Annotated in this window: 20 protein-coding genes; 12 read left to right on the top strand and 8 right to left on the bottom strand. The window is 62.2% G+C overall.

Going from position 1 to position 22,022, the window contains the following annotated elements; all coding sequences use genetic code 11:
- The first annotated feature begins 199 nt into the window (after positions 1-199).
- From C7446_RS09360 to C7446_RS09375, 4 genes are read left to right on the top strand one after another with little or no spacing between them, the layout of a single operon-like run.
- Entirely contained in the window at positions 200-907 is a 708-nt protein-coding gene (locus tag C7446_RS09360; RefSeq protein ID WP_121173036.1) for a GntR family transcriptional regulator, read from the top strand.
- On the top strand, positions 904-1,941 hold the full coding sequence (locus tag C7446_RS09365) for an ADP-ribosylglycohydrolase family protein (RefSeq protein ID WP_121172844.1): 1,038 nt from the start codon (positions 904-906) through the stop codon (positions 1,939-1,941). Before C7446_RS09360 ends, C7446_RS09365 begins: the two co-directional genes overlap by 4 nt.
- A 5-nt stretch (positions 1,942-1,946) precedes the next feature.
- A complete protein-coding gene (locus C7446_RS09370; RefSeq protein WP_121172845.1) occupies positions 1,947-3,398 on the top strand; it encodes a purine-cytosine permease family protein in 1,452 nt (483 codons plus the stop codon).
- Complete coding sequence (locus tag C7446_RS09375; protein ID WP_121172846.1) at positions 3,395-4,324, top strand: PfkB family carbohydrate kinase; 930 nt, start codon at positions 3,395-3,397, stop codon at positions 4,322-4,324. Before C7446_RS09370 ends, C7446_RS09375 begins: the two co-directional genes overlap by 4 nt.
- 361 nt (positions 4,325-4,685) lie before the next feature.
- Here the strand turns inward: C7446_RS09375 and C7446_RS09380 are convergent, their stop codons facing one another.
- The 3 genes from C7446_RS09380 to C7446_RS09390 form a co-directional block, all read right to left on the bottom strand.
- The gene (locus C7446_RS09380; protein ID WP_121172847.1) at positions 4,686-5,054 is read right to left on the bottom strand and encodes a tautomerase family protein; all 369 of its coding nucleotides are present in this window, start codon (positions 5,052-5,054) and stop codon (positions 4,686-4,688) included.
- Between the two features lie 167 nt (positions 5,055-5,221).
- The gene (locus tag C7446_RS09385) at positions 5,222-5,713 is read right to left on the bottom strand and encodes a pyridoxamine 5'-phosphate oxidase family protein (protein ID WP_170150045.1); all 492 of its coding nucleotides are present in this window, start codon (positions 5,711-5,713) and stop codon (positions 5,222-5,224) included.
- A 55-nt stretch (positions 5,714-5,768) separates the two neighbouring features.
- Entirely contained in the window at positions 5,769-7,004 is a 1,236-nt protein-coding gene (locus C7446_RS09390; RefSeq protein ID WP_121172849.1) for a YbfB/YjiJ family MFS transporter, read from the bottom strand.
- 113 nt (positions 7,005-7,117) lie between these two features.
- On the opposite strand from C7446_RS09390, the gene C7446_RS09395 reads away from it, so the two are divergent.
- On the top strand, positions 7,118-7,984 hold the full coding sequence (locus C7446_RS09395; protein ID WP_121172850.1) for a LysR family transcriptional regulator: 867 nt from the start codon (positions 7,118-7,120) through the stop codon (positions 7,982-7,984).
- A gap of 494 nt (positions 7,985-8,478) precedes the next feature.
- Here the strand turns inward: C7446_RS09395 and C7446_RS09400 are convergent, their stop codons facing one another.
- The 3 genes from C7446_RS09400 to C7446_RS09410 all read right to left on the bottom strand — a co-directional run bounded on the left by C7446_RS09400 (position 8,479) and on the right by C7446_RS09410 (position 11,130).
- Positions 8,479-9,480: a DUF2235 domain-containing protein gene (locus tag C7446_RS09400; protein WP_121172851.1), complete on the bottom strand. Its 1,002-nt coding sequence runs from the start codon at positions 9,478-9,480 to the stop codon at positions 8,479-8,481.
- A 337-nt stretch (positions 9,481-9,817) separates the two neighbouring features.
- On the bottom strand, positions 9,818-10,102 hold the full coding sequence (locus C7446_RS16305) for a hypothetical protein (protein ID WP_147408745.1): 285 nt from the start codon (positions 10,100-10,102) through the stop codon (positions 9,818-9,820).
- Between the two features lie 455 nt (positions 10,103-10,557).
- Positions 10,558-11,130 (bottom strand): hypothetical protein, encoded by a 573-nt coding sequence (locus C7446_RS09410; RefSeq protein WP_121172853.1) that lies wholly within the window; start codon positions 11,128-11,130, stop codon positions 10,558-10,560.
- Between the two features lie 610 nt (positions 11,131-11,740).
- On the opposite strand from C7446_RS09410, the gene C7446_RS09415 reads away from it, so the two are divergent.
- The 5 genes from C7446_RS09415 (at position 11,741) to C7446_RS09435 (ending at position 17,554) form a co-directional block, all read left to right on the top strand.
- Positions 11,741-13,036, top strand: a complete 1,296-nt coding sequence (locus tag C7446_RS09415) for a DUF3100 domain-containing protein (protein ID WP_121172854.1) — start codon at positions 11,741-11,743, stop codon at positions 13,034-13,036.
- 35 nt (positions 13,037-13,071) lie between these two features.
- A complete protein-coding gene (locus tag C7446_RS09420; RefSeq protein ID WP_425454110.1) occupies positions 13,072-14,238 on the top strand; it encodes a M20 aminoacylase family protein in 1,167 nt (388 codons plus the stop codon).
- A 41-nt stretch (positions 14,239-14,279) separates the two neighbouring features.
- The gene (locus tag C7446_RS09425; protein ID WP_245977803.1) at positions 14,280-15,191 is read left to right on the top strand and encodes an NAD(P)-dependent oxidoreductase; all 912 of its coding nucleotides are present in this window, start codon (positions 14,280-14,282) and stop codon (positions 15,189-15,191) included.
- Positions 15,124-16,737 carry an aldehyde dehydrogenase family protein gene (locus tag C7446_RS09430; protein ID WP_121172856.1) on the top strand — a complete coding sequence of 538 codons (1,614 nt, stop codon included), beginning with the start codon at positions 15,124-15,126 and terminating at the stop codon, positions 16,735-16,737. The genes C7446_RS09425 and C7446_RS09430 overlap by 68 nt, the downstream gene beginning before the upstream one ends.
- A 205-nt stretch (positions 16,738-16,942) precedes the next feature.
- Positions 16,943-17,554, top strand: coding sequence for a cell wall hydrolase (locus C7446_RS09435; protein ID WP_121173037.1), 612 nt, complete (start codon positions 16,943-16,945; stop codon positions 17,552-17,554).
- 24 nt (positions 17,555-17,578) lie between these two features.
- On the opposite strand, the gene C7446_RS09440 is transcribed toward C7446_RS09435, so the two are convergent.
- Together C7446_RS09440 and C7446_RS09445 are read right to left on the bottom strand one after the other, a co-directional pair.
- A complete protein-coding gene (locus tag C7446_RS09440; protein ID WP_170150046.1) occupies positions 17,579-18,118 on the bottom strand; it encodes an inorganic diphosphatase in 540 nt (179 codons plus the stop codon).
- Positions 18,119-18,210: 92 nt separating this feature from the next.
- The gene (locus tag C7446_RS09445; RefSeq protein WP_121172858.1) at positions 18,211-19,128 is read right to left on the bottom strand and encodes a LysR family transcriptional regulator; all 918 of its coding nucleotides are present in this window, start codon (positions 19,126-19,128) and stop codon (positions 18,211-18,213) included.
- 239 nt (positions 19,129-19,367) lie between these two features.
- Here C7446_RS09445 and C7446_RS09450 point away from each other — a divergent pair, with 239 nt between their 5' ends.
- Both C7446_RS09450 and C7446_RS09455 read left to right on the top strand, forming a co-directional pair.
- Complete coding sequence (locus C7446_RS09450; RefSeq protein ID WP_121172859.1) at positions 19,368-20,351, top strand: DUF2235 domain-containing protein; 984 nt, start codon at positions 19,368-19,370, stop codon at positions 20,349-20,351.
- A gap of 65 nt (positions 20,352-20,416) precedes the next feature.
- The gene (locus C7446_RS09455; RefSeq protein WP_170150047.1) at positions 20,417-21,976 is read left to right on the top strand and encodes a carboxylesterase/lipase family protein; all 1,560 of its coding nucleotides are present in this window, start codon (positions 20,417-20,419) and stop codon (positions 21,974-21,976) included.
- Positions 21,977-22,022: the final 46 nt, after the last annotated feature.

Consider the following 22,022-nt stretch of genomic DNA (forward strand, 5'->3'; position numbering starts at 1 on the left):
CAGCCATGCCGTTTCTTTCACTCATTCGAGCTCGCTGCCCATCACCAACGCCCTTCTCAGTTGAGATCTTTGCATTTTTTGCACATCCAACCGACTTCCTGCCTTGTTTTATACATCTGGAATCCTGACTGCTTCGACCAAGGGCTGATCGACGAATGTCCAAGTGCCGGAGACAGGCTGGCACTGTACAAGTATGTACATGAACAAACATGTACGATTTGGCAAAAAGCAGCGTGTCGTCGATGAGCTGGGACGTCGTATTCGCAGCGGTGAGTGGTCTTCGGGCCGCCAGCTACCCGGCGAGCATCAGTTGGCGACCGAATTCAATGTCAGCCGCGGTACGCTGCGTCAGGCGCTGCTGGAGCTTCAGCGCCAGCAGTACATCGCGACCCAGAGCGGCGTGGGCTCCTTCGTCACCTTCGATGGTATCGCCCTGGATCAACAGCAGGGCTGGGCCCGAGCACTGGCCCGTTCCGGAGTCCGCATCGTCACCGAACTATTAAGCATTGAATGCGTGCATGACGATGCACTGGCCGATCGCGTCCACTGCAACCGCTTCGTGGAAATCGTGCGCCGCCGGCGTCTGGCCGAGGGCGAAATCGTCTCGCTGGAACGCTCTCTGATACCGGCGCGCGGCCAACTGTCCAACCTGCCGGAGCACGGTCTTCTCAACGACTCCATCACCGACACCCTGGCAGCCCATGAGCTGATAGCCGCTCGCGGCGAGCAGTGGTTGAGCATTGCCGCACTCGATGAACAGCAGGCCCAACAGCTCAACAGAGCGACCGGGACCCTGTTCATGCAATCGACGCGTCTGACCCTCGATGCCGATGATCGTTTTGTCGAACACGTGACCAGCCTGCTCGATCCCACCCACTTTCACTTCCATCTGGCCTTTGACTCATGACCGACTCCCTTGCTGACTCTGATCTGCGTCGCCGGGCGCTGGGGGCCTTTTACGGCCTGGCCCTGGGCGATGCGCTGGGCATGCCGACCCAGTCCTTCAGTCGCGCCGACATCATCAGCCGCTTTGGCTCGATCGATACGCTCCATGACGGGCCGGCGGATCAACCGATTGCGCCCGGCATGCCTGCCGGCTCGATCACCGACGATACCGAACAGGCCGTACTGGTGGCAGAACTGCTGATCAACGGCAAGGGCCACATCGAACCCGTGGCCTTCGCCCGAGCCCTGACCGACTGGGAAGCCGACATGAAGGCCCGGGGGTCACAGGATCTGCTCGGCCCCTCCACCAACCGGGCGCTGGCCATGATTGCCGAAGGTATCAGCCCCGAGCAGAGCGGCCGGTTCGGCACCACCAACGGTGCTGCCATGCGTATTACGCCAGTCGCCATCGCCACTCCGGCAACGCCCCGCGAAACGCTGCTCGAGGCGGTCATCGAGGCCAGCCGCGTGACACACAACACCTCATTGGGGATTGCCAGCGCCGCCGCCGTCGCCGGCGCCATTTCGGCAGGACTGGAAGGCGCACCACTGGATCAGGCATTGCGTGTCGGACACGAAATGGCTTTCCTGGGCGAGCAGCAGGGCCATTGGAGTGCCGGGGGGCTGATCTCAGCACGCATCGAGTGGGCACGCCAGCTGGTTCGGGGCCGCGATCAGGCAACGGGCATCGCCCTCATTCATGATCTGATCGGCACCTCGGTCGCGGCTCAGGAGTCGGTGGTCGCCACCTTCGCCCTCGCCGAACTCGCCGGCGAGGAGCCGCGCTCGGCACTCACGCTGGCCGCCGGAATTGGCGGAGACACCGACACCATCGCCGCCATGCTGGGCGCCATACTCGGCGCCTGTCATGGTCCCGAGGGCCTGCCTGCTGCGCTGTTAGAACAGGTCGCTCGTGTCAGTCACTTCGCGCCGGAACCTCTCGTCGACCAGCTGCTGATGCTGCGTCAACACCATGCTCCGACCCACTCAGGGTGAACGCCATGACCTCCAGCGAAGCCTCCTCGAAAGCAGGACAACTGGAAACACGCGGCATCGAGCCAGCACCGGAAGCGGAGTGTCATGGGCATCCGCTACAGCTGTTCTGGGTCTGGTTTGCCGCCAATATCAGTATTCTCGGCCTGCCGTTGGGGGCCACGCTGGTCGTCTATCAGCAGCTGGCGATCTGGCAGGCGTTCATTGTTGCCGTGATCGGTGCCGGGGGCTCCTTTGCTGTCGTGGGGCTGATCTCGATTGCCGGCCGCCGAGGGCGGGCTCCCAGTCTGACGCTATCACGCGCGGTTTTCGGGGTCCGGGGCAACATCGGGCCAACGCTGGTGTCGCTGATGTCTCGACTGGGCTGGGAAACGGTCAACACCACAACGGCGGCTTACGCCCTGCTCTCACTCTCCACGATCCTGTTCGGTACAGCGCCCACCGCGGGCGAAGTACCACTGCTGACGCTGATTTTCATTGCCCTTTTCGTGACCTGCACCCTGCTGGTCTCGGGCCTGGGGCATGCGACGCTGCTGGTCATCCAGAAATGGGCAACATGGGGATTCGGCGCACTGAACATCGTGGTCGCCCTGTTTCTGATGGCGACCATCGACTGGCAGGCCGTCGCTGATACGCCGGCCGCACCGCTGAGCGCCGTCCTGATAGGCATCGGCACCATTGCCGCCGGCACCGGCATCGGCTGGGCCAACGCCGGTGCCGACATGTCACGCTATCAGCACGGTCAGGTGAAAGGCTGGAAACTGGTCCTTTCCGCCGCCGCTGGTGCGGGCATTCCATTGACGCTGCTGATCACGCTGGGCGGGCTGATTTCCGCCGGTGACGATCATCTGGCCTCGGCCAACGATCCCATTGCAGCGATCCGGGAGATGCTGCCCGACTGGATGGCCGTGCCCTATCTGCTGGCGGCCTTCGGCGGACTGCTGCTCTCCAACAACTTGTCGGTCTACTCGGCCGGGCTGACCACGCTTACCCTGGGCCTGCGCATCAAGCGGGTCTATGCCGTGGTCGTGGATATCGTGGCCATCTTTGCCGGCTCCATCTACTTCATGCTGATCGCGGGCAATTTCTACGGCCCGTTCATCTCATTCATCAGCCTACTGGCCGTGCCCATCACCGCCTGGGTCGGCGTGTTCCTGGTGGATCTGATCCATCGTCACCACTACTCCGGCCCGGATCTGCTCGATGTCACCCCCTCGAGCGCCTACTGGTATCGCGGCGGTATCGAATGGCGCGCCTTTGCCAGCTGGGCACTGGCGATCGTGATCGGCTTCTGCTTCACCAGTATCGGCGTTGGCGATCATGTCTGGTTTACCGGGGTACTGGCCGACAGCTGGCTGGGTCGCAACGGCCTGGGCTGGATCGCCACCTTCGTGGTCGCCGCCGGCAGCTATGGCCTGTTGGGCAGCGCTCGCCATACCACCTACCAGGAGGCCCGATGAACCAGGTCCGTGTGATCCATACCGGCCAGGTCATCATCGACCTGGTGATGCCGATCGATCGGCTGCCTGCCCCGGGCGGAGACACCGTGGCCCGGGGGGCCACCTTCGAGGTCGGCGGCGGGTTCAATGTCATGGCCGCCGCCGCTCGGGACGGCATGACAGTCGTCCATGCAGGCGGCCATGGCCGTGGGCGTTTCGGCGACATGGCCCGTGAGGCCATGCGCCGGGAAGGCATCGAATGGCTGGCCCAGATGGATGAAACACTCGATACCGGCTTCTGTGTCGCGCTGGTGGATCAGGCGGCCGAGCGCACATTCATCACCCATACCGGTGCGGAAATCGGCCACCTCGACGTGCTGTATCGGCTCACCCCCGAGCCCGGCGATCATGTGCTTGTCAGCGGCTATACGCTGTTTCATGAGACGACAGGCAGGGCCCTGACCGAGTGGCTGGACACACTGCCCGATCAGGTCCCGGTTATATTCGACCCCGGCCCGATGATCGGTGAACTCTGCCCCGAACGGCTGGAAAAGGTCATGCAGCGCACCACGATCCTCAGCTGCAACACCGACGAAGCACGCGCCCTGACCGATACCGATTCACTCAAGGCCGCCACAAGGGCGCTGCCCGCCAGGACCAGTGCACCGTTGATCGTGGTGCGTGATGGTCCCCGAGGGTGTCATCTGCTAATGGATGGGCACCACCAGCACATCGCCGGCTTCGCCACCCGCGCCGTGGATACCAATGGCGCCGGCGATGCGCATACCGGCGTACTGGTAGCCGCGCTTAGCCGAGGCCAAACGCCCGAACAGGCAGCACAACGTGCCAATGCGGCGGCGGCCCTGGCCGTCAGCCGTCATGGCCCGGCCACTTCGCCTTCGGGGTCCGAGATCGACGCCTTGCTGGCCCATCCTCCATTCCCCTGAGCTTGTTCATCAGGCAGCAGCTCACCGACGCCTCCTGCCACGAACCGAGGGGGCTATTACCGTGATGAGCACGCCGCTGGGAGCATTTTCCATGCCCCGGATTGCCCAGCCAACATTGGCAAAAAATCAACCTGAGCCGCCGCAGACCTATTACGAGCCCACTCGGGGAAGCTGGATGAAAAAAGATCATGCCCCCGGGAGACCGTGAAAGGTTTGCCGAAATTCAACAGGAACCGTTGTCATTAATGGCAGCGACGCGGGGTTGTTTTGGCCCCTGATCCGGGCATGCCGGTGCACTGCCTGATGTCGTCATCCCCTTCTCGCCCCCTTCAGGAATCGAGTAAACCAGTGAGCCCGGGCTTCAGCGCTCTATAAAGCTGGCCTGGCCGTCGGCGAAGGACCAGTCGATATCCCGGTTTTCCACGATGGTGATCATCATGTTGTGTGGCTCGATACCCGGGTCGACGCTCAGCTTGTCGACCACTTGCCGGTAAAACGCTTTTTTCTGGGCGTCGGTCTTGCCCGCACGCATGACCAACGACAGCATGACTCGATCCCCGGTGCGGGTCTGGAGCTGTAAGGCATGCTCTGCATATTCAGTGATGAGCTGATAGCGATCATCCTCGGGGAAATCGAGGGCACCAATGGCCGCCTCATTAACGCCATTGGCCACGGCTTTTGCATACTGCGTGGATTTGCCAGCGAGTATGGCGATATTGACGAAAGGCATCCTGTTTATTCCATGAATAATGTTTGTGAGTTCGGCTGGCCAGCATTGAAGGCAAGAGATCGCGAAGCCCAGACAAGCGCAACCTGTAGTGGCTAAAGACCATTCGGCGATTGCTGCCAATCAGGCCATTGCGCCATGTATCAAAACGGCCATTCGCCAGATAATCGTCAGAGCGCCCCTCGTATCTCCTCCAGAGGTACTTCAACTCGCATATCGATGGTATTGGGTTGTACCTGCTGTTCCGACAGACAGTTCAACCACGCCTGCAACGGCGTTGCGCGATAGAAGCGGCGCAGCCCTGAATCAAGGAAATCATCCAGCTGAACCTCTTCGTCCGGGTAAAGCAGTTCATGTGCAGCGCAGGCTTCATGCCTGTCCGAAACCACCGCGGCCTCGCAACGCAGATAAAGGCATCGGCGATTGTTGGTTCCCCGCTCGCGAGTCGAGTCGTAATAGGTGATAAAAACCCGGGGATTGGCAAGAATGTTTTTTGAATGAACGGCCTCGGTCCAGGAGGACCAATAGATATTGAGGCTCGAATCCGCAATCGCCGTGGCCGGCGTGTTCCACGGTTGCTCACCGCCGATCGTTGCGATATTGGCGTACAGGCAGGTGTTCAAGAGTTCGACGCAGCGTGCGCCCGAAGCCTGATTTTCCATGGCATCCTCCATTAAGCAGCAGTGTGTTGGTGAAAGACGTGCAGTGCATCCGGGTTCAATCGAGTGCCTGTGGTGGCACGTTTGCTCGGCGGACCCGGCGTCGCTTGAATTGCGCTGGATCGCCGAGCCAGGACAGAACGAAGGCCACCGCCAGCACCAGCGCGCCGATCGCAAAGGTCGGACGGTAACTGCCGATGACCGTCGAAAGCCCGGACATGCCGTAGCCGGCACTCGCCTGCGCTACCGCAAACGCGGCGGTAGCGCGACCCCATAGGCGCTTGTGTTCGAAGGGGCCGACCATTTCAGCCAATCGGCCAGAGGTGAGTGCGACGATGCCCGGGATGAGCGCGCCCACGACGATCGATGACAGCGACCGTGTCCAGATACCGATTGCGACAAACGGCAAACCGACTGCCAGGGCTTTGATGATGAATCCCGTCGTCAGGCTGGCCCGCCAGCCGATGCAGGGCACAATGGCACGCGTGATTATCGGCCCCAGCATCGCGCCCAGTCCGAACAGCGCCCACTGAACGTTGGCAGGCGCCATTCCCTGGCCAACTTCGCGGGCGAGATAGTCGACCCAGAACATGGTATGCGGCACAAAACCGATACCGTCACAGGCATAGGCGATGATGACGAGCGCCACGGCCCATCGGAGTGCCGGATTCGAGGCAGATGTGCCAGAGACAGGCCGGTCGTGCGCCTCGACCGGGTCGGGCAGCCGATAAAGCGCCACGTCGCCCGCAGTGCCGGCAATCAGTGTCAAAGCGCCCAGCGCGCACCATGCTACCCATAGCCCGGCGTGCAGCAATGCGGGTACAACCAGGGCGGATAGCAGTGCCCCCAGCCCCAGACCCATGAACATCATTGACCCCACGATCGGGTGTCGATCAGCAGCGGTGGCCGCTAGTGCGATCGCGGGTCCGACCACCATCAGCCACGCGCCCGCCAGGCCGGAGAGCAGCCGCCAGAAGAAGAACCATCCGAAAGGCGCCGCATGCACACAGGCCAGAAAGCTCAGCGCCGCCATACCGAACGATGCCGCGAGCGTAGCGCGTGCGCCGAAACGCTCTGAAACCGGGTGCGCCGTTACTGCGCCGAGGAAATAGCCCAGCAGATTGGCCGCCCCCAGATAGACGGCGCCCGAGGTCGTGAACCAGTGCGCTTCCACGACCGGCGGGATGAGTGCCGTGTAGGCGAAGCGGGTCAGGCCGATGCCGACCAGCGTGGACGCCAGGCCCACTGTGATCGCCGGGATAACCGAATGCTGCTCGCGGGTCGTTGCCACCATGAAAATCTGCTGTCGCGGTCGTGAACTGCGATCAAGACTAAGCGACGTCAATTTTCATTTAAAACGATTTAAAGAGATGATAAGAATCACTTTCAGTGATCATGAGGGCTGTCATGCAACTGCACTCGCTACGCCTGTTCGTCGCGGTGGCCGACAACGCCAGTTTCAGCGCCGCTGCTAAACAGATGCACACGGTTCAATCCAATGTCACGGCCCATATCAAGAAGCTGGAAAGCGAACTGGGGGTGACGCTTTTTGAGCGCCAGAGCCACATTCATCTCACCCCGGCGGGTCATACATTGATCACCCATGCCCGACGGACCCTCGCCGCTCACGACAATGCCCGGGCCGCCTTCCAGACGTCAGAGGCGCCCCGTGGTGTATTGCGTATCGGCTCGATGGAGAGCACGGCTGCTGTGCGGCTACCGGATCTGCTGGCGATCTACCACAAGCAGTATCCCCTCATCGATCTTCGCCTGGTCACCGGCACCACAACCGATATTGTCACGCAACTTCTGGACGGCACGCTCGACTGCGCTTTTATTGCGGGTTCGGCTCCTCATTCGAAGCTTCATTCCCGCAAGGCATTTCAGGAATCGCTCGTATTGGTCACCAGCGACCCGATCGAGGCCATGCCTTCCAGTGACGAGTTTTTGGAGACGCCGTTTCTGGCATTCAGACAGGGTTGCCATTATCGACACTGTATCGAGCGCTTGCTGGCCCGTCAGGGCATCGCCGGAGGTCGAATATTCGAATTCGGCTCGATTGACGGCATCCTGGGATGTGTAGCAGTAGGCATGGGGTATGCCCTGCTACCGAAGGCGATCGTAGAAGCGCAACAATCCCGCTTTGCCATCCATTATCTTGAACTGCCCGAGGACATTGGCCATGTAACAACGTGGTTTGCAGCCACAACCCCCGACGGCTGGTCACCAGCACTGGTCTCATTCGAGCGAATGGTTCAGACACTCCAGAAGTGATGGTTTGCCAGGGACACAGATCAGCCTTCCTGATATCCACCCTCTGCCGCCTCCATCCACTGCCGACAGACTGCGATCACCGTGTAACGGAACCAGCGATGAGCCGGATCGGCGCCGAGCCTCGGGTGCCACAGCGCCGAGATCATGAAACTCTGCGCTGGCAGGGGGCAGCTCGAACATCTTAAGCGCCTGCGCCTCCTCGAAGGCCGGCGCGGGAAGCAGGCAGGAGGGAGGGAATGTTGGCGTGAGGCGACGTTTCACAGGAAAGCCAATTCGGCAAAGGCAATAGTGATGCCCAATCGGGTGGGTAGACAGCCTCTTTATTCAAGCGATAAAGATGGTCTATTTTCAGCCAATAGCGGATCGTGCTTCGAGCTTGAAGGCTTCAGTTTATGTCGCTACTCGAGACGGGGAGAGGCGCCCTTCTGGCGTCTTAGCTACGCGCGCCCACGGGCCGATCATAGATCGGCCCGTGGGCGCATTTCCTTTCTCTTTCAATGTTCGACTGGAACAAATTCAATTTGGTCGAGAGCCGGGAGATTGTCTGGATCGTAGTTACGGACCGAGTTGCGTCGATCGTTAACGCTTCGATGTACGTTGGCAGCAGCGGGAACTTCACGCACACGTGCTCCGCGGGCCTCATATAGGAAGCCCTTCAGCGACACATGTAGCGTGTCCGCCGGATCCGGGACGAACTCGGCGACGCGATCAGGCCTGAACTGGACACCGTGCTGTTCGGCCTGCTCGATCATCCATTGCAGCGCGATGTTGGCCAACCCATCGTCGGCATAACCACCACCGACGTCTGCATGGACACCCGCGAACCACACCTGCTCAAGATCCCCGAGATCGGTGTTCCATACGCTCGGGTAGAAATCCTTACGATGCTCGTCAATGGAAAGCGCATGACGTCCGACATCGCAGTTGTCGGCAGCAGCGCCGTAGAAATAGTCGTCTTGATGATGCGGGCCCAAGCTCTTCACCGTATCCCAGACGCCGATGAATTTTGGTTTGCAGGTACGGCACATGGTGTCCTTGAAGTCAGTTGCAATATCGTCGTTGTCGCGTGTCAGATAGATCTCGGTGACGTATGGGATAAGATTGTCATTATCTTGATAGAGCAGCCCGCACTTGTTTAGCATACCGGCCACCGCCTGCGCGGTAAACGCGCCGCGGCTAAATCCAAACAGATAGACTTCATCTCCATCAACGTAGTTCTGCATCAAGAAGCGATACGCATCTAGGATATTGCGTACGATGCCGCGACCAAGGCCTTTGCCTTCAATCACACTGGTCGCATTAGACCATAGGTTGCCGAGCCATCCCGCATCGTAGTTCGGTGATTCCTCTGGATCGAATGTGCCGACGCCTGGGTCATAGAATGAGATCTGGTTCTCGTCGTTGCGAAGGCAATAGTACAGGCGCAACGGATTGGCCTTGTTGTGTTGGAACTTCTGTCCGGTGCCATCGCAGCAGAGCACGATTTTCTTACTCATAATTTCCCCTTGTGATTCGTCGCGTGCCTCTTTTATGACGTATCCCTTACAGCGCACCGCTGAATTTAAGCAGATACCAGTAACCAACCTTAGCGCTGTACTCAGCGCACGCAACCATGAAGCAGTCGGTGTGGATGCCTACGACCCAAGTCGCGCGTAGAAAGCTTTTTTGACGAGATCACGCTATCCAGCAGTCAAATGGGACGTTCGTTAGCGGCCAGAAGCGACCATTAAACTCTTTCTGAAATTTAACGTCCCAAGCAGAGGCAATAACGCGTAGGCTAAAATACGGAACGAAGTTATGGGCCCCTAAGTTAGGGCCCCACTGACTTGGATTTTATATATTTTGTAAAACTTTAACCACTGCCTGCAACGAAATAGTTACTGCGGCCAATATAGCTGCAATAGAGTTCCATTTAGCCTGAATCCGAAAAGTGCCACTCATATCCCAACCATCCAAAGTCACACCGGCTAGATTTGGTTTAACACCTTTTTTCTCTGCTTCACCCTTTCTTCGTGAGACTTCCTCTTCTCGACTTATTTTAACGACACTAGCTTTTAACCAGCTTGCAGCAGACAAAAACCCAGAAACAATCGAAGCAACTGTAAGAAAAATTTCCATTTCAAACTTCCCGATCCTACATGATGTATAACGGCAAGCTCACCGGTGTCCTTTAGGCCATCCGCGTGACGCACATTATTTCACATTACTTGCATCTCTCCCGCTTTCTGATCAATCGAAAAAATATGTAGCCATTAAATACAAGAAGAGCAAATAGCGCATAAACCACAAAAATATAAAGCGTTTTCCTTGGATCAAAATCCCATAACGCCAATTTGCTCGATGCAAAAATATTAAATGCTACAGGAAGATTTACATAGAACAAAAGAATGAACGATATCAATATTGGGAGCACAGCTGTCAGTATAACCCGGTCTACTTCCTCTCTAAGCCTCTGCTTAGCATGATGACCCGGTATATTTTCTTCCAAATTAATCGCATGACTTATTTTTGGCCAAGCCAGATTAAACAGAAAAGTTGCCAGTGTTAAAAGCAATCCAGATACGGAAACAATGTCATTCAACATCGTTTAGCTCGAGAACTCTGCATAAAAGAGTATACGAATCTTCGCTGATTTCATACTGACCCGCACTTCCTTTTCTTTTAGAAATTGGTTTAAATGTTGGCTCATTTTGGGTAATCAGCATGTTCAATTCATCTTTAACCACATCAGAACTGATAACGACCAAAAATATTTGGTTAGAGTGCTCAGCATCTTCCAAGACAGACTTCATCGTATTTGCAAGTATTTCATCGAGCTTGTTTCTGAAGCGCGACACAGTGTTTTTCAGTAAGGTTTTGCTTTGACTCTGAGTGAGCTGGAATATTATTGAAATTTGAGATTCAGTGGGCAGGCTATCGCAAAAGTAACTTTCTATGAGGTACAGCAGCCGATCCTGTTTGGCCTCATCCGCACGGCTAGGCATCCCACCTTCAACCAGCATCGTCAAATACTCAGTCAGAGAGGCCTTGCCAATTTTACTTAAGGCTTCTTGAATTGCTGCCTCTTCAATCTTGAGGGTTTTTTTAACCAGCTCTTTTTGATTCTCTTCGAATTCATCATCATCAATCTGGAAGGTGATTTCCATTTATTCTCCTTATATGTAAAAGGTATTAGACAGCGTGTTCGTTTATTAACTTGAACGCAAAACGCGTGCGCGCGTTCAAGAATGTTATGCCGCTCGCATGCAGAGCCCCTAAGAGGCACTGAAATATAAAAAATCACTTATAACTCGGCTATATATCAGCGATCATCGTGCATGCTACATAACACCCTGGAACGCGCATGCGACCTTCCTCGGGCCACCCGCTTAGGTCGATACCAGCCCCAATTCGTATTCAACAACATCCCAAAAACAACAAAGCTCTCATGGTGTAATCAGCCATCTACTCCATCAGCCTATGGCGAAATACACACGATGTCACTGAACGATTACATTATTTGCTTCATACATTCGTCTGAGCACGCCCCATACCGCGTACCTTTCTGCCTCCTGCCCTGCCACCGCTGCATCAACGCCTGTCCCGCCGCCCCTGGGCTTATGGCCATTACCTATCAAAAGCCCCACCCCACTGTTCCCTTTTTCAGAACACTCCCGCTCTTCCATTGCAACACCCGCTCTTTCAATACTGCCGGTAGCGCGGTAGCCGCCTGCGGTTATCGCCCTGATCCATAACCACAACAACAAGGGCACTGCGATGACACTGTCACTGCTGTTGAACTGGCGCCTGCATCTGGCGGCCGTGATCCTCTCGCTGATCGCGGAGGCGATCGGCATCATCAAAATTCCACTTGGGCCGGGCACCCTGCTGCTGCTCCCACTGTTCTACGCCTTCATCCTCGGCGTGCTGCTCAATCCTCATCTGTTTTCAGCGACCAGACGCGTGATGCCGGAGGCAGTCAGCCACGCCGCGGGGCCGATCATTCTGCTGTCGATCATGCCGTTCATTGCCCGCTTCGGTTCGACCATCGGGCCGGCCATCGAGCAGATCATCAGTGCCGGGCCGGCGCTGATCCTGCAGGAGCTGGGTAACCTCGGCACCATGCTGATCGCGCTGCCGGTGGCGGTGCTGGTGCTGAAGATGGGGCGGGAGAGCATCGGCGCCACCTACTCCATCGCGCGTGAACCCAATATCGCCATCATCTCCGATCGCTACGGGCTTCGCGGCCCGGAGGGCGTCGGAGTGATGGGCGTCTACGTGGTCGGCACCATGTTCGGCACGCTCTGGTTTGCGCTGATGGCGGGCTATCTGGCCTCGCTCGATTTCTTCGATCCGCGCGCGCTGGCGATGGCCTGCGGGGTGGGCAGCGGCAGCATGGTGGCGGCCTGCTCCGGGGCACTGGCCGGCGCCGTACCGGCGATGAAGGATGATCTGCTGGCCTTTGCCGGGGCCAGCAACCTGCTGACCTATGCCACCGGGCTCTATATCTCACTGTTCATTGCCCTGCCGGTGGCGGAGTGGCTCTACCGCAGGCTGCGAGGCCCCGCGCGGGAGCAGTCGACGGTCGGCGCGGTCGATGAGCACGCGCTGGCCGCCGATAGCGAAACCGATGATCGCCCCGAGCAGCAGCTGGGCCGTACCGCCATCGTGCTGGCCGTGGTCTGCGCGGTGGCGTGGATCACCAACACCATCAACGGTGCCTCGCTGGTCGCCGCCGCCCCGGGGATGATCATCCTCTATGTGATGTCGATGCTGGGGCTGCTGATCACCCGCGCCGCGCCCTTCTACCTGCCCGGCGTGGCGTGGGTGTCACTGGTGAGCATCCTGCTGACGCTGCCCTGGTTCCCCGGTAGCGGCTGGATGGTCGAGCAGCTCAAGGCGGTGAACTTCCTCGCCATCGTCACCCCGGTGCTGGCCTATGCCGGGCTGGCGCTCACCCGGCGCGAGTTCACCATGTTCCGCCAGACCGGCTGGAAGCTGGTGATCATCGCGCTGCTGGTGTTTACCGGCACCTATATCGGCTCGGCGATTGTCGCCCAGCTGCTGCTCTGAACATGCGACGGGAGACTCATGCCATGGAAGACGCCATGACGCCACCGGCGACCTACCCCGATGCCGCCACGCTGAAGCAGTGGCGCCACGACTTTCACCGCCACCCCGAGATCGCCTTCGAGGAGCACCGCACCAGCGCGCAGATCATCGAGATCCTGCAGGCGCACGGGCTCGAGGTGACCACCGGGCTGGGCGGTGGCACCGGCGTGGTGGCAACGCTTTCAGGCAGCCGGCCGGGGCCGACCATCGGCCTGCGGGCCGATATCGACGCGCTGCCGATCGAGGAGAGCAACGAGTTCGAACATCGCTCCACCATCGCCGGGCGCATGCATGCCTGCGGTCACGATGGCCATACCACCATGCTGCTGGGCGCGGCCTGTGCGCTGGCGCGGGCGCCGGATTTTGCCGGCCGGGTGCACTTCATCTTTCAGCCTGCCGAGGAGAGCGAAGGCGGCGCCCGGGTGATGGTCGAGGAAGGGCTGTTCGAGCGCTTTCCCATGGAGGCCGTCTATGGGCTGCACAACTGGCCGGGGCTGGCGGCTGGAGAGGCGGCGGTACACGACGGGCCGGTGATGGCGGCGTTCGATGTCTTCACCCTGACGCTGACCGGGCACGGCTGCCACGCGGCGATGCCGCACCTGGGCAGCGATACCATCCTCGCTGCCTGCCAGCTCGCCACCCAGCTGCAGGGTGTGATCAGCCGGGAGACCCCGGCGCATCAGTCGGCGGTGCTCAGCATCACCCAGTTCCACGCCGGCGATGCCTTCAACGTGCTGCCGGAGTCGGTCGAGCTGCGCGGCACGGTGCGCTGCTTCGATCCCGCACTCAAGGCACATCTGGCAAAGCGGCTGAACGAGGCCATTCAGGCGCTGGCGCAGTTCCACGGTCTCGAGGTCGAGCTGGACTATCAGGCGCGCTACCCCGCCACCGTCAACAGCGCCGAGCACGCCGCCCGCTGCGCCCGGGTGCTGGAGGCGATGCCGGCCATCCGCCGGGTCCATCGCGACCTGCCACCGAGCATGGGCTCGGAGGATTTCGCCTTCATGCTCGAACACTGCCCCGGTGCCTATATCTGGCTGGGCAATGGCGACAGCGCCGCGCTGCATAACCCCGCCTACGACTTCAACGACGCCATCGCCCCACTGGGCGTGGCCTACTGGCAGGCACTGGTGCGCGGGCTGCTTACCACTGCCGACACCTGAGCCGACGCGCTCGGGCCGCACTTCAGACCGCTGTCAGGCCAATCGTCACAAGAACAAGGAGACGCCGTACCATGAAGAGTGTTGTCATCGGCCTGGGTCAGATGGGCGGCAACATGGCCCTCACCCTCAAACAGGCCGGCTTTGAGGTTACCGGCTGCGATGTTTTCGAAGCCGCCCGCCAGCGGCTGGCGGATCAGGGGCTTGAGGTGGCCGCGCCGGATGAGCTGCCGGCCGCCGAGGTCTATCTGCTGTCGCTGCCGACCTCCGATCACGTGCGCGAAGTCATCGAAACCGCTCCCGGGCTGCTGATCCGCGCGCCGAAGGGCAGCGTGGTCATCGACGCCTCGACCAGCGATCCCACGGTCAGCCGCGCGCTGGCGCAGCAGGTGATCGGCGCCGGGCTGGCGTGGCTCGATGCGCCGTTGAGTGGCGGGCCCAAAGGGGCTGCGACAGGCAAGCTCGGCATGCTGCTGGGAGGGGAAGCCGCCACCATCGAGCGCGTAATGCCGTTGCTGGAGGCGCTCTCGGCCAAACGTACCCATGTCGGCGGCGCCGGTAGCGGTCACGTGGTTAAACTCGCTAACAACTACCTCTGCGCCACCAACCTGATCGCCACCGGCGAGGCCGTCGCCATGGCCGCCCGGGCGGGCGTCGAGCCGGCCGCCTGTCTGGCCGGGCTCAACAGCGGTTCCGGGCGCAGCGCGGTCAGCGAGGTCAATTTCCCCGAGTGGATTCTGAGCGATCGCTTCGACTCCGGCTTCACCACCGGGCTGATGCGCAAGGATCTGCGCCTGGCACGCGACGCCGCTGAACAGCTTGGTATGCCGCCGGGGCTGCTGGCCGCCGTGGTCGAGCGCTGGCACAGCGGCGCCGAGGGTATCGCCGATGGTGAGGATTTCAATCGCATTGCCGGCGAGCTGCTCGCCGCCGCCCGGGAGGAGACCGCCTCATGAACGCACTCGATCAGCAGGCACACGACACCTGGACCAGCTGCTGGCGCACTTCGGCCTCGGCTCCCGCGCGCAGCCGCTGGCCAACTGGATCGATGGCGAGGCCGTGGCCGGTGCCGGCGACCCCATTGCGCTGACCAATCCGGCCACCGGCGGTGAGCTGGTGCGCTACGCCGACGCCGGCGAGGCGCTGGTCGCGCGTGCCGTCACCGCCGGCCACCGCGCCCAGGCCGAATGGATGGCGCTCACCGCCAGCGAGCGTGGCCGACGCATGAACGCCGCGGTGCGCATGCTCGAAGGCCACGAGGAGGCACTTGCCCGGCTGGAGAGCGTGGTGGCCGGCAAGCCGATCCGCGACTGCCGCGGCGAGGTGGGCAAGGTGCGCGAGATGTTCGAGTACTACGCCGGCTGGTGCGACAAGCAGCACGGCGAGGTGATCCCGGTGCCCACCAGCCACCTCAACTATGTACGCCGCGTGCCCTATGGCGTGGTCGGCCAGATCACGCCGTGGAACGCGCCGATGTTCACCTGCGCCTGGCAGCTCGCGCCGGCCGTTGCCGCCGGTAACGCGGCGGTACTCAAGCCCTCCGAACTCACCCCCTTCTCGTCGGTGGCGGTGGCGAAGCTGCTGGAGAGCGGCGGCCTGCCGCCGGGGCTGATCAGCATCGTCAATGGCCTCGGCCCGTCGACCGGCGCGGCCCTCACCGGCCATGACGCCATCGGCAAGCTGGTCTTCGTCGGCTCCCCCGAGAGCGGCCGGGTGATCGCCGAGACCGGCGCCCGGCGGCTGGTGCCCAGCGTGCTGGAACTCGGCGGCAAGTCCGCCAACATCATCTTCAGCGATGCCCGGCTCGACGACGCCGTGGCCGGCGCCCAGGCGGCCATCTTTGCCGCTGCCGGGCAGAGCTGCGTGGCCGGTTCCAGGCTGCTGATTCAGCGCGATATCTTCGACGAGGTCATCGAGCGCGTGGGAAGCGCCGCCGAGCGGATCGCGGTCGGCCTGCCGGAGGACGAGACCACCCGCATGGGGCCGCTGCAGAACGCCCGCCAGTACGAGCGCGTGATGGCCATGATCGAGACCGCTCGACAGGCCGGCGCCCGGCTGGTGACCGGGGGCGACCGGCCGCAGGGGCTGCCGGAAGGCGCCGATGGCTACTATCTGGCGCCGACGCTGCTGGCCGAAGTCACCCCCGAGATGGCGATTGCCCACGAGGAGGTCTTCGGCCCGGTGCTGGTGGCGATGCCGTTCGATGACGAGGCCGACGCCCTGCGCCTGGCCAATGCCACCCGCTTCGGGCTGGCCGGCGCGGTGTGGACGCAGAACCCGGCCCGCGCCCACCGCGTCGCTCACCAGCTCAGGGCCGGCACGGTGTGGATCAACAGCTACAAGTCGATCAGCGTGATGTCACCCTTCGGCGGCTTCCGCGACAGCGGCTTCGGCCGCTCCAGCGGCCCGGACGGCCTGCTCGAATACAGTCTGGCGCAGAGCGTCTGGGTGGAAACCGGCGAAACGGCCAGCGTGGCGATGGGCTACGGCAGCGGGCGGTAAGCGGCCTTTGTCGACCGATACATTCCGGCGCCCTGGAACCGATCCCGCGGGGGCCGACAGTCGTGCGCTGCACCTGGCGCACGGCTGCATCCGGCCGACAGCAGCGCCCATGACAGATAGGCCGCTGGCCACCCTCAAGGTTGCGCCAGGTTTCCTCCGCGCGCCATCCACGTAGAATGAAGCGTCAATTCCCGTGGAGCTGACCATGCGCCAGCGTCTGATCACCGTTCTGCTTGCCTGCCTCTCGCTCTTGTCGCTGCCCCTTCAGGCCGATGCCGAGCCGTCCTCTCGTGCCCAGGTGGCCGAGCAGAAGGCCCGGGTACTGGAGAGAACGGCTTCATCCGAGAGCACGGGCAGCGTGCCAGCCAGTGTCACCATTACCAGACAGGGGGTGCAGGCGGTCGACCCTGACGGCACCGCGCCGCTGGATGACGCCATTACCTGCATGGCGCGTACCGTCTACTGGGAGGCGCGCGGCACCGATACCCGGGAGATGGAGGCCGTCGCCGAGGTGGTCATGAACCGGCTGGGCAGCCCGGAATTTCCCGATACCGTCTGTGGCGTGGTGCGCCAGGGTTCGGAACAGGGCAGCTGCCAGTTTTCCTGGTGGTGCGATGGCCGGCCGGATCAGGCCACCAGCGAGCAGGCGTATGCCTACTCCCGGGAGATCGCCCGGCGCGCGCTCAACGGCGATCTGCCACAGCGCACGCGCGGTGCCCTGTTCTTTCACCATCGCGGCGTGTCACCCGCCTGGGCCGATCACTTTAAGCTCACCGTCAGCACCGAGGAGTTCATCTTCTACAAGCCAGGGGGGTGATGAGCAGCAGGGTGAGCGGGTGCCTCAGGTGCCCCCGTCATCCCGGCGCCCCCCTTCCAGCAACTGCTGCGCGGCTTCCGGTCCCTCGTAGCCATGCACATTCATCTCTCGATCAAGCATACGGTTATAGGAGAGAAAGAACTGCTCGATATCCCAGGCCAGCCCCTCGCGGGTCTCCTCCAGCCGGTCAACGCCGGCGTAGGCGCGGGAGAGATTGGCGACCGCAATCAGCCGGTCATTGCGTACCATCTCGCCACCCTCGTCCTGCTCGAGTTCGAGCACACCGATCAGGCGTGACTTGACCAGCGTGCCGGGCGGCACGGCGCCATCGAGCAGCAGGATCACGTCCATCGGGTCGCCATCGGCGCCGAGCGTGCCGGGAATGAAGCCGAAGCTGAACGGAAACAGCATCGCCTCGGGCAGTTCCAGCGACCACTGGAACAACCCGGTCGAGTGATCGAGATCGTATTTCTGGCGGCTGCCCTTGGGCGTTTCGATGATCACATTGATGTCGCCGCTGTCATCCACGGCTGCCATGCGCGCTACTGCATCCATCGGCATCATGAGCGTTCTCCGGTTCTGCAGGTCATCGGCACGGCATCTGCCCATACCCGGTCGATTCAGTCAGGTGCCCTGGCGGCACGCGTCCTGCAAAGCTAGCTGCTGTACGTCCTGAATGCCCGCATCCATTCGGCGAGATGGCGCAGCAGCCGGAGACTGGCCTGCGGCTGACGCCGGCCGACCCGGGTGATCATGTGCGCCTGGGCGCTGCAGAAGGTGGCGCAGGCAATCGGCCGGGCCACCAGGCTGCCCGCCTCCAGCTCCCGGACCACGGCAAAGCGCGGCAGGATCGTGAGCTGCATGCCGGCCAGCACCGAGTGTCTGAGCACGGCCATGGAGTTGGTCTCGAGCGTCACCTGCGGGCGCAGGGCGGCCTCGGCAAAGGCCTGATCGACCAGGGTGCGCACCCCGTGGCCGGGCCGCCATAGCGCCAGGGGAGTTTCGGCCAGCTGCGCCAGGGTGAGCGGCGCCTCCCCCCCGGCGAGCGGATGACCGGGCGGACACACCGCCATCAGCGGCTGCTCGCTGGAGTGCCAGAAACGCAGCTGGGGATGGATGCGCTCGTGGAACATCAGCCCGATATGGGCCTGATCCTCGACCACCGCTTCGATGATGCCATCGGTGCCGGCCACCTCGACGTCGAGCCGGATGCCGCGATAGCGTTCGGCGAAGGACTTCAGCGGAGTATCAATGAGATCGCCGACAAAGCCCTCGCCCACCACCAGCGCGATGGTGCCGGCCTCGAGCCGCTGCTGCGCCTCGAGCCGCGCGATGAATTCATCATCCAGCGCACTGCGCTGGCGGCAGTAATCCAGCACCATCTCCCCGGTCGGCGTCGGCCGCATGCCCCGGGAGGTCCGCTCCAGCAGCGGCGCATCGAAGACGTCTTCCAGCAGGGCTATCTGACGGCTGACCGCGGAGGGGGCAATGTTCAGCCGGCTCGCGGCCCGCCGCAGCGACCCCGACTCGGCGGTAACCCGGAAATAGACCAGTCGCTGATGCGGAATATCCATGATGAACTGCCTGACGCTGTTGCCGTCATTAGTACACCCCACCGGCAGCGGGTCAACGCTGCAGGCCGCCCCCCTCGCGAACGCCGCCGGGAGTAGCAAGACGACACATTTCGGGGCAGCCGGCAGCAGAGGTGACCAGCCCCGGCAGGATGACTACAGTCACTCAAGGGCCTGCTGCGCCGTGAGACGTGGCCGTGCCCACCGGTCAGTCCGTCATCCTTCCACCGTTCCGGAGCCCGATGCGCAATATCGTCATCTGCTGCGACGGCACCGATCATCAGTTCGGTCGTTGCAATACCAACGTGATTCATCTGCTTCAGGCCCTCGAACGCCACTCACACGGTCAGAAGTTCTTCTACACCCCCGGAGTGGGCACCTTCGCGGCCCGCTTCTTCGGCCTCAACGTGGGCACCACGCTGGGCAGGCTGCTGGGCTCGGCGTTCGGTTACGGCATTCGCCAGAGTCTCGAACAGGCCTACCGCTATCTGATGAACGAGTACGAGGAGGGGGACCGGGTGTTCATCTTCGGCTTCAGCCGGGGCGCCTTCATCGCCCGCTCGCTGGCCTCGATGCTGGATGCCTGCGGGCTGCTCTACCCTCATCACGAGAACATGATCTCCACCGTCAGCGACTACTATCTGAACAACGCATCGTTGGCACAGCTCGACGACTTCCGCCGGACCTTTACCCGGCCGTGCCCGCCCCATTTCGTCGGCGTCTGGGATACCATCGGCGCACTCGGCGTGCTGCTGTCGATGCGCCGGTTCCATACCGCGAAGCTGGCACCGGGAGTGGCCAATGCCTTTCATGCCGTCGCCATCGACGAGCGCCGCGGCCCCTTCGTGCCGGCACTGTGGGATGAGCACGACATCGGTGACGATCAGCATGTCGAGCAGGTCTGGTTTGCCGGCGTGCACGGCGATATCGGCGGCAGCTATCGCGAGCGCGGGCTTGCGGATATCGCCCTGCACTGGATGCTGGAAAAGGCCCGCGAGCGCGGTCTCGAGCTGACCGACAACGCCCTTGAGCAGCTAACGCCCGATCCGCTGGGTACGCTGCATCACGGCCGAACCGGCTGGTGGCGGCTGCTCGGCCGCCACGTGCGCGAACTGCCCGAGGGCGCCAGGCTGCATCCAAGCGTGCACGAACGGCTGAGCGCCATGCCGGCGTATTCGCCGAGCAATCTGCCATCAGCGCGTCACGATCACGGCAGTGCCGACTGAATCACTCACGACCACACCAGGGGAGTTGCAACATGCAGGCAGTGCGCGGTGCGAGAGCGGGCATCATGATGATGCTGATGACCTTCGGCCTGTCATGTCAGGCCGCGGGCAGCGAATCGACCACGGTCCGGGTCGACGGCGGCCTGATTCGCGGCGAGCAAGCCGATGGCATGAACGTGTTTCGCGGGATTCCTTATGCTGCCCCGCCGACGGGTGCCAACCGCTGGCAGCCGCCGCAGCCGGTCCCCGGGTGGGCAGGCGTGCGTGATGCCACCCGCTTCGGGCCGAACTGCCTGCAAAAGCCGGTATCGGGCGATGAGGCGCCACTGCGCGGCGGCTATGCCGAGGACTGTCTCTATCTCAATGTCTGGCAGCCCCGGGATGAACGCTCCACCCATCCGGTCATGGTCTGGATTCATGGCGGCGGCTACGTCAACGGCGGCAGCGCCTCACCGGTCTACGACGGCAGCGCCTTCGCCCGTGATGGCGTGGTGCTGGTCAGCCTGAACTACCGGCTGGGCCGGTTCGGCTTCTTCGCCCATCCGGCGCTGTCGGCAGACGGCGATGCGCCCGGCGGCAACTACGCGCTGATGGATCAGCTCGCGGCCCTTGAGTGGGTGCAGCGCAACATCGCGCAGTTCGGTGGCGACCCCGCTAACGTGACGATCGTTGGCGAATCCGCTGGTGGCGATGCCGTGCTCAACCTGGCGGCCTCGCCGGCGGCAGAGGGTCTGTTCCAGCGCGCGGCGGTGATGTCCGGAGGCGGGCGCGAGCTGTTCGGCCCGCGCCCCCGGCTCACCGAGGCCACCGACGAGATGCCCGGTGCCACCCGCGTGGGCGAGCGCTTTGCCCGGGCGCATGGCATTCAGGGCGATGACCGGGAGGCGGCGGCACGGTTGCGCCAGCTCTCCGGCGATGAGGTGGTCGGTGATCTCAACATGCTGACCCTGAACGGCACGGCACGGCGTACCTATGTGGGCGGTCCGATCGTGGATGGCGATATCGTCAGGGCCACGCCCGAGGAGCGCTACGGGGCAGGCGAGCAGCTGCAGGTACCGATGCTGATCGGCACCACCGACGCCGACCTCGGCTTCTTCCCGGCCGAATCGAAGGCAGCGCTGTTCGAGCGCTTCGGCGACCTCGCCGAGCAGGCGCGACAATATTATGATCCGACCGGCGATACCGATCTCGAGACCCTGATCAGCGAGATCGGCCGCGACTGGACGATGACCGAGCCGGCGCGCTTCATTGCCAACCGGACCACCGCCGGCGGCCAGCCGACCTGGCGCTACCGTTTCGCGCATGTGGCCGAACCAAAGCGGGAGCAGTGGCCGGGCGCGCCGCACGCCACCGAACTGCCCTATCTCTTCGAGACGCTGCCGGCCCGCTTTGATGCCCGGGCGCTCAGCGACAGCGATCGGGCCACGGCTGCCGCCATGCACGACTACTTCGTCAACTTTGCCCGCGACGGCAACCCCAACGGCCCCGGCCTGCCGGAGTGGCCCCGCCACGATGCCGAGCGCGAAGCGCTGATGATCTTCGCCCGCCAGGGGGCACAGGCGCGCCCCGAACCGTGGCGTGACCGGCTGGACATGCTGCAGGCGTTGCGTCAGCGTGACGAGTGACTCCCGCTGCCCGGGGCGGTCTCGCCGTCCCGGATGTCGTGGCGCT

It is taken from the genome of Kushneria sinocarnis (genome assembly GCF_003633775.1).
GTDB lineage: Bacteria > Pseudomonadota > Gammaproteobacteria > Pseudomonadales > Halomonadaceae > Kushneria > Kushneria sinocarnis.